Origin of the sequence: Bradyrhizobium sp., from assembly GCF_030646015.1 — a bacterium.
Lineage (GTDB): Bacteria > Pseudomonadota > Alphaproteobacteria > Rhizobiales > Xanthobacteraceae > Bradyrhizobium.
The window spans coordinates 16913-27426 of record NZ_JAUSLT010000169.1; the positions used below are offsets into that span (position 1 = coordinate 16913).

Below are 10514 nucleotides of genomic sequence, written 5' to 3' on the forward strand. Positions count from 1 at the left end.
TTCCGTGTGGAGGGCGCTGCCAACATCGCCGCGGCAGGTTCCGGTTCGGATCGGCGCGCGAACTAGCCCCTGGCCAGGGCGGCAAACACGGTCTCGGGCGCGTGGGCGATGACGGCGAGAAGCGCCCTCGCCGGTCCGCGCGGCATCCGTTTGCCCTGCTCCCAGTTTCGGATGGTCTCGACCGGAACCCCTAACCGGGCGGCGAATTCAAGCTGTGTCAGCCGCGCGCGCCGACGAAGGTCGCGTACCACCGGAGGTGCTGCCGCCTCAGCCGGCACGGCGGGCGTTGCCGGTACGAGCGGAAACTCCTGCCCGTCCCGCAGTTCGACGATCCGTCCGTCCGCTTTCAGCCGCAAGCGTTGCATATCCGACTCCAGGCGCGGAATTGTCGGCGATGCGCGTTAAGTCTGGCTTAACGATAAATCAGCGGCAGGACCGGATTACTTCAGTCCGAACCACAGCGTGGCGATGCCGAGAAACGAGAAGAAGCCGACCACGTCGGTGATGGTGGTGACGAAGGTGCCCGACGCCACCGCCGGATCCGCCCGCACCCGCTCCAGCACCATCGGAATCAGGATGCCGCCGAGCGCGCCGGCAATCAGGTTGCACAGCATGGCAAGGCCGATCACGACGCCGAGCCCCGGCATCTTGAACCACGCCACCGCGGCAACGCCGGTAATCACGGCAAAGGCGAGGCCGTTGACGAGGCCGACCAGGCCCTCGCGCATGACCACGCGGTGGGCATTGTGGGCGCCGAGTTCGCGGGTCGCCAGCGCCCGCACCGCCACCGTCATGGTCTGGGTCGCGGCATTGCCGCCCTGGCTGGCGACGATCGGCGCCAGCACCGCCAGCGCCACCATCTGTTCGAGCTGGCCCTCGAACAGGCCGAGCACCGAAGACGCCAGAAAGGCGGTGGCGAGATTGACCAGCAACCAGTTGAAGCGTCCCTTGGCGATGGTCCAGACATTGTCGGACAATTCTTCGCCCGAGGTGACGCCACCCAGCGCCTTCAGGTCCTCGTCGGCCTCTTCCTCGATCACGTCGACGACGTCGTCGATGGTGATGACGCCGACCAGCCGGTTCCCGGTATCGACGACGGGCGCCGCCACCAGGTTGTACTTGCCGAACAGCCGCGCCACTTCCTCCTGATCGTCCATGACAGAAACGCGGCGGCGGTCTTCGTCGATCAGGTCGGCCAGCGGCACCGGACGGCGCGAGCGCAGAAGTGCGTCCAGCGACACCGCGCCCTGCCAGTGCTGCGCGCCGTCGACCGCGTAGATTTCATAGAACCGGTCGGGCAGATCGGGCGTATCGCGCATGTAGTCGATCGCCTGCCCTACGGTCCAGTCCGGCGGCACCGCGATGAACTCGGTCTGCATCCGCCGGCCGGCGGAATTTTCCGGATAATCCAGGCTGCGCTCGAGCGCGTCGCGCTCCGATGGCGGCAGTTTTTCGAGGATCTCCTCCTGGTCCTTCTCGTCGAGGCCTTCGAGCAATTCGACGGCATCGTCGGATTCCAGTTCGCGAACGCCCTCCGCCACCGTCTCCGGTTCGAGTTCCTCGAGGATTTCCTCGCGGACGGAGTCGTCGACCTCGTTGAGCGCCGAGAAATCGAAATCGGCGCCGGTCAACTCGACAAGGCTGACGCGGTCATCAGGTTCGAGCGCCTCGATCAGGTCGCCGAGGTCGGCTTCATGGAGTTCGGCGACGATGGCCCGCAAAAATGCGGCATCGGCCGCTTGAACCGCCCGGGAGATTTCCGCGACAAACTCGTGACGAATCCCGCCATTCTCGTCGCGCATCGGGTGACGGTCGAGCAGCGACGCATCGGCGGCCTGGGCAACGTCCGTAGCTTCGGCCATAGCGCGCCTCGCCGTTTGACAGGGTTGATGAACTTGTCTGAGTTTTCGCTTGACGCATTAGCCAATCGGCAACACCTAGCGCAATGACAAATCCGCCCGGACGACAATGACTTTGGAAGTGATCAAGCTGCTCCGAACCGCCCTCGTCGCTTCGGTCGCATGGACCGCGGCGGCGCAGGCGGCGGACTGTCCGCGCGCCAGAGCGCTCGGAACTTCACGCATTCTTGGCGTCGACCCCGCCGCCACGCCGCGCGTGGGCCTGAAGAGCTTTCCGCAGACCCTGCCGCTTGGAGATCACGAGGTCGTGCTGACCTTCGACGACGGACCGTGGCCGGCCACGACATCGCGGGTGCTGGCGGTGCTGGCGCAGGAATGCGTGCGGGCGACGTTCTTCCTGATCGGCCGGAACGCATCGGCACATCCGGCGCTGGTTCGACGGATCGCCGCCGAAGGCCATACCATCGGCCATCACAGCTTTGCGCATCCCAACCTCAAATACCTGAAGCCGGCCGTTGCCGAGGCCGAGATCGACAAGGGCATTGCCGCGGATGAAATGGCGCTTCACGGGGCCGCAACCACGACCCCGGGCACGCCGTTCTTCCGGTTTCCCTACTTTGAAGGCACGCCTCACCTGCTCGATCGGCTGCAGTCCCGCGGCATTGCGGTGTTCGGCGCCGACCTGTGGGCCAGCGACTGGCAGCCCATGACCCCTCAGGCACAATTGAAGCTGCTGACCGACCGGCTCAAGATTGCCGGCAAGGGCATCATCCTGCTGCACGATCCCAAGGCGCAGACCGCGGCCATGCTGCCGGCCTTCCTGCGCTATCTCAGGGACAATCACTATCGCGTGGTCCATCTGGTGCCGGCGCCGCGCGGCGTCGGCGTCGCCCGCGTCCCCTAGGCTGGATTCATCTGCGAAAATCGGGCAATTAAGCCCCCGTTCACGGCGCGGCGGTAATTATTCGCGTAAATGGGAATTGCGGTGTTGCATGATTGGTAATGTGTTGGTTGGAGTTTGGACCCGGCGCCGGATTGCCGTTGGCCTCGGGTTGTTCGCTGTCATGACCGCACCGGCTGCCTCGGCAGCCGATTGCCCCGGCCATCCCGATGCGCTCGGCACCTCGCGAACCCTGGTGGTCGACCCCCGCGAGCATCCCCGCATCGGCGCCATGCAATATGCCGAAACGCTGCCGCTGGCAGATGGCGAGGTGGTGCTGACCTTCGATGACGGGCCGCTGCCGAAGTACAGCAACCGGATTCTGGAAATCCTGGCCTCCCAATGCGTGAAGGCGACCTTCTTCCTGGTCGGCCGCCAAGCCCAGGCCAATCCGGAAGGCGTGCGCAAGGTCCGCGACGCCGGACATACCATCGCCACCCACACCCAAAATCATCCGGGCGGTATGCACCATTTGCCGATCGAGCGCGTCCAGCAGGAAATCGACGAGGGTATTGCGTCGGTGTCCGCGGCGCTGGGAGACGGCACCGCGCCGGCCCCGTTCTTTCGCGTGCCGGGCCTCGCGCGCGCCGAAGGCATCGAGCAATATGCCGCCTCGAAGGGCGCCCAGGTCTGGAGCGCGGATTTCCCGGCCGACGACTGGCGCCCCGTTTCCTCCTCGCGGGTCTACGAACTCGCGATGCAGCGCCTCGAGGCCAAGGGAAAGGGCATCCTGCTGCTGCACGATATCCAGGCCCGGACGGTCGCCGCCCTGCCGAAAATCCTGCAGGAGATGAAGGCGCGCGGCTATCGCATCGTCCACGTGGTGCCGGCCACGGCCGAACTGGTAGCGACATCAACCGAACCACAGCAATGGCGGTCGCGTCCGCTGCCGGAAAACGTGGCGAACTCGCACTGGCCCAGGATTCCCAATTTCGTCTTTGCCGGGAGCCCGATGCTGCCCGGCCCCTGGCTGTCGGATTCATACTGGAATGACGAATGGCTGACGCCGTCCGATCGCGCCAGGCGAACCACCGGCGCCGTTCCGCTGCCGCAGCACGCGCCCTGGCCCCGGCAAATGCCGCTGCCGGTGCTCGGTGCCGTCAATGCCCTGCCGGTGCCGGGGCAAAGCGTTTTCGAGTTCAGCGGCCGACTGCGGCTGGCCGCCCGGGCCGTCACCGCGCTGCCCTCGCGGCGGGCAGAATCTGGGGCTTCAGCCGATCACGCCAAGAACCATGCGAGGCACGGCGCAATGCAAGTGCCGGCGGAAACCAGCGCCTCCCGGCGAGCGACCGGCGGAAAAGCCCAGATCGGGCGGATCGGACAGGCAAACGCGTTTCACGCTGCTGGCCGCGCCGGCCGGCATGCGGCGCAGCCCGGCCGGCGAGCGCTGAAGCGTTTGGTCCAGGTCAAGAAAAGAAGCGTTTGACGGATCAGTTCGTCACGATCTTGGCGACGCATAGCAGCACGACCATGGCGAGAAAGAACAGGTCGACATAGGACTTGATCTCGCCGTCGCGGCGGAGTGTCGACACCTCGCTGACGACGTGCCTGCGCGAGGCGGCGGCTCCAGCCTCCCCGGCCACCCCGGCGAGGCGGCGCGCCTCGAGTTCGAGCCGCTCGATCTTCTGGAAGAAGGCGAACGAACGCAGCGCCGAGATCGCGCGCATCGTGGCATAGACCAGCACCAGGATCGCGACGACCGCGCGCTGATTATACTTCTCCATGAAATTCAGGCTGTAATAGACCAGCGCCAGAAAAGCGAAATTGGAGACGACCCGGTAGACGTAACCCAGAATTTTCATGCGTATCTCCGATCGATGGTCAGCCAGGCGAACGCGAAACGAGGACGACCGCCCGCGGCTGGTGTCGCTGGCCTGGCTCGCGTTGTTGTCGGTGTACGCTGACCTTGTTACTGCCGGGTAACGGATATGCCGTTCGGCGCCGGTTATGGGCGCCGACTCACCGGATTTTTGGGGTATACTTTCATTTGCGTTGCAGGCTTTCGCCGCCGCGGTCAGCCTTCGCGATTTTGGCGCGTTCTGGCTGGTGTCACGCCGGTATCTGCCTTTAATCATCAGTCTGAGGCTTGCCCGCTTTTCCCTGCCGTGAAATTTTTGTGAGCATTCCGAGCACAACCCCATGAACAGGGGGTAATTTCAAGTTGCACCCAACCCATATTGCCGCTTTTTGGTAATGTTAACATAGCATTACTTGTGCTAAAGAACTCCTTTGGTGCGATATTGACGGTATGATCTTATTAACCTTTGTGATGGTCATTTGAATTACGTCGAAAAATTCGATTCGGGATTGTTCAGCGGCCGGGGAGCGCTTTCCGGGTCGGGCGAGTCCTTTGCCGTCGATGTCCATCCTCGAAGCAATGCCCTCGGGCCGGACACGATTGTCGTTCCGGACGCCCATCTGCTGTTTTCCGGCGACTACAAGCGCTCGGGCCTGGATCTGGTGCTGTCGAAGGACGGCCACGAATTCGTGGCGCGCGAGTACTTCCGCGGCGAGAACCGGGCCACCCTGGCCTCCCCCGATGGCGCAAACCTGTCCGGCAAGACCGTCGAGGCGCTCGCCGGTCAGGTCGACTACGCGCAGGCCGGCGGCACTATCGCGCCGGAAAAGGTCATCGGCCAGGTCACCAAGCTCACCGGCAACGCGACCGCTACTCGCAACGGCGTTTCGATCAGCCTGAATGTGGGCGACAACGTCCACAAGGGCGACGTCGTCCAGGCCGGATCCGATTCCTCGCTCGGCATCACCTTCATCGACGGCACCGTGTTCGGTCTCTCCTCCAATGCGAGGATGGTGCTGAACGAGATGATCTATAACCCGGCCGGGTCGAATAACGCCTCGTTGCTGACGCTGGTTCAGGGCACCATCTCGTTCGTCGCCGGTGCCACCGCGAAAAACGGCGACATGAAGGTCGAGACGCCGACCGCCACCATGGGCATTCGCGGCACCGCGGTTCTGGTCGAGATCGACTTCGACATCCCGCAGCCCGGCGCGGCGCCACCGGTGTCGTTCCGGATTCTGGTCGAACCGAACGGCACGTCGGGCGAATACGTCCTGCTCGACAAGCTGACGCTGCTGCCGATCGCAACGGTGAACCAGCCGGGCACGCAAACCATCGTCAACGGCCAGGGCGTCGTCACTTTCATCGCGTCGGCCCAGATTCCGGCCAATGCGCAACAGCTGATCAACGAGATATTCTCGCTCAAATTCACCGACGCCAATCCGAAATACATCGGCATTCCACCAGTCGATACGATCACGCCGCAGACGTTCGTCGTCAAGCTGGCGGACGGTACGCCGATCAGCCAGCTTACAATACTCCTCACCTTCGCCGTCGTGGAAACGCCGACCGGTCCGCCTCCCGGCGGCAACACGCGATTCCATCTCAACATTCCGCCGGACCTGGTCGCTTCCAGCAACCATTTCACCGAACGGTTGCTGACATCAGGCAATGCCGCGCTGGACACCGTGTCGGGCACTATTCGCTTCGCCGACATCAATCCCGAAGACAGTCCGACGGTGACGGCCCGGTTCGATTCGTTTGTCTATCGGAACGCACAGCAGGACATCATCCTCACGTCGTCGCTGACGCTGGAACAGCTGGCGGCGATCAAGGCGGTCGAAGTCCCGCTCTCGGTGGTCGCGGACCCCGGCAACACCAATATCGGCGGAGCCACCTGGACCTACCGCGTCGCCGACCACGCGCTCGATTTCCTCGCCGAAGGCGAGACGCTGACCCTGACCTACATGGCGCGGGTCGATACCAATTACAGCGAATACAACACGGTCGTCTTCAAGCCGTTCACGATCACGATCACCGGCACCAATGACCTGCCGACGGCGACCGCGACGGGTTCAGCCATTATCGAACTGTTCGGAACCGGCAACCCGACGATCGATCATGCCGAGGGTGTCATTACGTTTGCCGATGTCGACCTGACGGACCGGCCGACCGTTACCGCGCCATTCGCGAATTATGTCTACACCGCGGCCAACGGCTCGCCGCTGACGCTGACGACAGCGCAGCAGAACGCGCTCGCGGCGGCGCTGACCCTGACGCCGACGGCGAGCAACACCAACAACGGCACGGTGGCGTGGTCGTACGACGTCGCCGACGCCAATTTCGATTTCATCGCCGCCGGCGAAACGCTGGTCCTGAACTACACCGCCATCGTCGACGACCATCATGGCGGCGTCGTCAGCGTACCACTGACACTGACGGTGACCGTCCATGGCACCAACGACATCCCCACCATCACCGCGACCAGCGGCGGCTTCATCGAACTCGTCGGCATGACCGGCAATACAGCGTCAGCCGACCATGCCGGCGGCACCATCACCTTTACCGATGTCGACCTGACGGATCGCCCGGCGATATCGGCTCCGTTCTCCGGCTACACCTACACGGCGGCGAACGGCATCACCGCGCTGACGTTGACGCCGACTCAGCAAAACGCGCTGGCGATCGCGCTGACGCTGACGCCCTCCCCGACCAATGCCAACAATGGGTCGGTGACGTGGTCGTATGACCTCGCCGACGCCAAGTTCGATTTCCTCGCCCTCGACGAGACGCTGGTGTTGACCTACACGGCGACCGTCGATGACGGCCATGGCGGCGTGGTCACGACGCCGATCAAGGTGACCATCACCGGCACAAATGATGCGCCTGCCATCGCGGCTATCGCCCAACAAAATCTGCCCGAGCAGACCGGCACCAGCCCCCTCACCGCCACCATTCCCGTCACCTTCACCGATGTCGATCTGACCGATGTCGGCCATACGGCAGTGGTGACGCAGGCGGTCGCAAGCGGCGCAACCACGGGACTTCTGCTGGACCAGACCGCCCTGATCGCGCTGATGACGCCGGGAGCCGTCACCAAGAACGCAGGGTCGTCGGCCGGCTCGCTCAGTCTCGACTTCGCCGCCGCTTCCACGGCATTCGATTATCTCGGCGTGGGCGATACCCTGACCCTGACCTATACGGTCGCGGTCAACGACCTCGATGGCGGGATCACCTCGCAAACATTTGTCGTCACCATCGCGGGCACCAACGATGCGCCGGTGGTCGATGCGATCGCCCAACAGAATCTGCCCGAGCAGACCGGCACCAGCCCCCTCACCGCCACCATTCCCGTCACCTTCACCGATGTCGACCTGACCGATGTCGGCCACACCGCTCAGGTGACGCAAGCGATCGCAAGCGGCGCAACCACGGGACTTCTGCTGGATCAGACCGCCCTGATCGCGCTGATGACGCCGGGAACCGTCACCAAGACCGCGGTTTCGTCGGCCGGCTCGCTCAACCTCGGCTTCGCCGCCGCATCCACCGCGTTCGATTATCTCGGCGTCGGCGATACCCTGACCCTGACCTACACCGTCGCGGTCGACGATCACGACGGCGGCACCACGCCGCAGACTTTTGTCGTCACCATCACCGGCAGCAACGATGCGCCTGTTGTTGCGGCGGCGTTGAGCGACAATGCCAGTGAGGGTGACCTCGCCTTTACGACAGACCTGCTGGCGGGCGCGACCGACGTCGACCATGGTGAAACCGCGACACTGTCGGTCGACAACCTGACATACACCGTTGACGGTGGCTCGCCCACGACAGGGCTGCCTGCCGGCTTCTCGCTCGGTGCCGACGGCCATACCCTGACCATCGACCCGGCTGATCCTGCGTTTGATCATCTCGCCTTCAACCAGCAGACCGTGATTGAAGTGTCCTATGACGTTATGGACGCGCATGGCGCAACGGCAACGCAGACCGAAACCGTGACGATCACCGGCACCAATGACCTGCCTGAAGTGGCAGCCCCGCTGACCGCCACCGCCGATGAGGGCGATGCCGCATTTACAGCAGACTTGCTGGCCGGTGCGACCGATCCCGATCAGGGTGAAACCGCGACGCTGACGATCGCCGATCTACTCTATTCCGTCGATGGGGGAGCCGCCTCGGCGATCCTGCCGGCCTGTTTCTCGCTCAGTGGCCACACCCTGACCATCGACCCGACCGATCCAGTGTTCGAGGACCTTGCGGAAGAAGAGCAGATGGTCATCGTGGTCACCTATGATATCGAGGATGCGCTGGGCGCAACGATAGCGCAGAGCCAAACCGTCACCATCCATGGCCACGATTTCATGATCTGATCGCCGGCTGCCATCTGACGGTTGATGCCGGCCGAATCGAGCCGGCCTGCCCAGAGCATTTCGAACGAATTAAGAGGCTTTCGCGTCAAGAAGCGATCCAGTCAAGACGCTGGATCCATCGAGAGGTGGTGCGCTCGGAGGGACTCGAACCCCCACGATTTTACTCACTGCCACCTCAAGGCAGCGCGTCTACCAATTCCGCCACGAGCGCTAGTTTCAGTTCGGCACGGGATCCGGCCGAACCCGGTTCAGGACCGGATCAACGGCGCGGATGTAACAAATCAATGGTGGAGGGACAAGGCCTGCCGGCGCTTCATTCAGTCCGGCCGAAAGCTGTGGAAAGACAGGGGAATTCTGCCCCGGAAGGGTGGATAGAGGCGGCCTAGCGGGTGCCCGGCGATTTCGGCAGCATCTGCTTGACCTCGACCGCGATGCGGTTGCGGTCGACCAGCACCACGCCGCTGGCGATCGGCAGGTTGTTGGCGAGGATCTTGACCTCGTCCGCTTCGGTGGCGTCCAGTTCGATGATGGCGCCGCGGCTGAGGCGCATGACCTGATGGATGGGCATCGTGGTGGTGCCGAGGACCACCATGAGGTCGACGCTGACTTTATCGAGGGTTGGCACTGGTGACCCGGACTGACTGACGAATGCAAAATTGCGTAATTTGAGATCACCACGTTATGGTTAGCCAATGGTTAATGACCGCGAAAACCTCGATTTGACGGCGTTTGCCGGCCCTGCCGGCGGCGCGGTGGAGTGGCTGATCGCGGACGCCCCGGTGCCCTATCCGGAGGCCGTGGCAGCCATGGAGGCGCGGGTCGCCGCCATTGCCGCCCATCAGGCCCCCGAACTGGTCTGGCTGCTGGAGCACCCCTCGCTCTACACCTCGGGCACCAGCGGCCGCGATACCGACATGCTCGATCCGCGATTTCCCTTGTTCGCCACCGGGCGCGGCGGCCAGCTCACCTATCACGGCCCCGGCCAGCGCGTGGCCTATGTGATGCTCGACCTGAAGCGACGGCGGCCCGACGTGCGGGCCTATGTGGCGGGCCTCGAGCAATGGATCATCCGCACACTTTCGGCCTTCAATGTGCGCGGCGAGCGCCGCGAGGATCGGGTCGGCGTCTGGGTCAGGCGGCCGGACAAGGGCGTGGGCCATGAAGACAAGATCGCCGCGATCGGCGTCCGTCTGCGGCGCTGGGTCTCGTTCCACGGCATCTCGATCAATGTGGAACCCGATCTGACGCACTTCGAGGCCATCGTGCCCTGCGGGGTAGTGGACCCGCGCTATGGCGTCACCAGCCTCGCCGATCTCGGCCTGCCCCTGACCACGGCAGACGTCGATATCGCGCTCCGGCAGGCGTTTTCCGAGGTGTTCGGGTCAGCGAAAACCCGCCTGCCGGAAGCTACCGTTTGATTCACGCCGCAGCGTGGTTCGGCGCGACCTCGAGTTTGCCGGCGATATAGCGCCGCTCCTGGGTCAGGCCGCCGAAACCGTAGGCATCGCCGCGAACCTCGTCGACATGGAGGTAGCTCTCATGGTGCAGTG

8 protein-coding genes, 1 tRNA gene and 1 pseudogene are annotated in these 10514 nt (G+C 63.9%); 4 read left to right on the plus strand and 6 right to left on the minus strand.

Annotated features, from left to right (window positions below):
• Nucleotides 1–62 precede the first annotated feature (62 nt).
• On the minus strand, nucleotides 63–365 hold the full coding sequence (locus Q7T45_RS24880) for a DNA-binding transcriptional regulator (RefSeq protein WP_304874446.1): 303 nt from the start codon (nucleotides 363–365) through the stop codon (nucleotides 63–65).
• Nucleotides 366–440: 75 nt separating this feature from the next.
• Complete coding sequence (gene mgtE / locus Q7T45_RS24885) at nucleotides 441–1862, minus strand: magnesium transporter (protein ID WP_304874447.1); 1422 nt, start codon at nucleotides 1860–1862, stop codon at nucleotides 441–443.
• A gap of 106 nt (nucleotides 1863–1968) precedes the next feature.
• On the opposite strand from mgtE, the gene Q7T45_RS24890 reads away from it, so the two are divergent.
• Both Q7T45_RS24890 and Q7T45_RS24895 read left to right on the plus strand, forming a co-directional pair.
• The gene (locus Q7T45_RS24890) at nucleotides 1969–2763 is read left to right on the plus strand and encodes a polysaccharide deacetylase family protein (RefSeq protein ID WP_304874449.1); all 795 of its coding nucleotides are present in this window, start codon (nucleotides 1969–1971) and stop codon (nucleotides 2761–2763) included.
• A 160-nt stretch (nucleotides 2764–2923) separates the two neighbouring features.
• Nucleotides 2924–4225, plus strand: coding sequence for a polysaccharide deacetylase family protein (locus tag Q7T45_RS24895; protein ID WP_370691359.1), 1302 nt, complete (start codon nucleotides 2924–2926; stop codon nucleotides 4223–4225).
• A gap of 4 nt (nucleotides 4226–4229) precedes the next feature.
• On the opposite strand, the gene Q7T45_RS24900 is transcribed toward Q7T45_RS24895, so the two are convergent.
• The gene (locus tag Q7T45_RS24900; protein WP_304874452.1) at nucleotides 4230–4601 is read right to left on the minus strand and encodes a hypothetical protein; all 372 of its coding nucleotides are present in this window, start codon (nucleotides 4599–4601) and stop codon (nucleotides 4230–4232) included.
• 475 nt (nucleotides 4602–5076) lie between these two features.
• On the opposite strand from Q7T45_RS24900, the gene Q7T45_RS24905 reads away from it, so the two are divergent.
• On the plus strand, nucleotides 5077–8964 hold the full coding sequence (locus tag Q7T45_RS24905) for a VCBS domain-containing protein (RefSeq protein WP_304874453.1): 3888 nt from the start codon (nucleotides 5077–5079) through the stop codon (nucleotides 8962–8964).
• 126 nt (nucleotides 8965–9090) lie between these two features.
• On the opposite strand, the gene Q7T45_RS24910 is transcribed toward Q7T45_RS24905, so the two are convergent.
• Nucleotides 9091–9175: transfer RNA gene (locus Q7T45_RS24910), tRNA-Leu, on the minus strand.
• Nucleotides 9176–9346: 171 nt separating this feature from the next.
• Complete coding sequence (locus tag Q7T45_RS24915) at nucleotides 9347–9589, minus strand: FliM/FliN family flagellar motor switch protein (RefSeq protein WP_029584764.1); 243 nt, start codon at nucleotides 9587–9589, stop codon at nucleotides 9347–9349.
• Nucleotides 9590–9656: 67 nt separating this feature from the next.
• Between Q7T45_RS24915 and lipB the strand changes: the two genes are divergently transcribed.
• Nucleotides 9657–10382 (plus strand): lipoyl(octanoyl) transferase LipB, encoded by a 726-nt coding sequence (lipB, locus tag Q7T45_RS24920; RefSeq protein ID WP_304874456.1) that lies wholly within the window; start codon nucleotides 9657–9659, stop codon nucleotides 10380–10382.
• Between the two features lies 1 nt (nucleotide 10383).
• Here lipB and Q7T45_RS24925 read toward each other — a convergent pair.
• A pseudogene (locus tag Q7T45_RS24925) lies at nucleotides 10384–10514 on the minus strand (4-oxalocrotonate tautomerase); the annotation flags it as partial.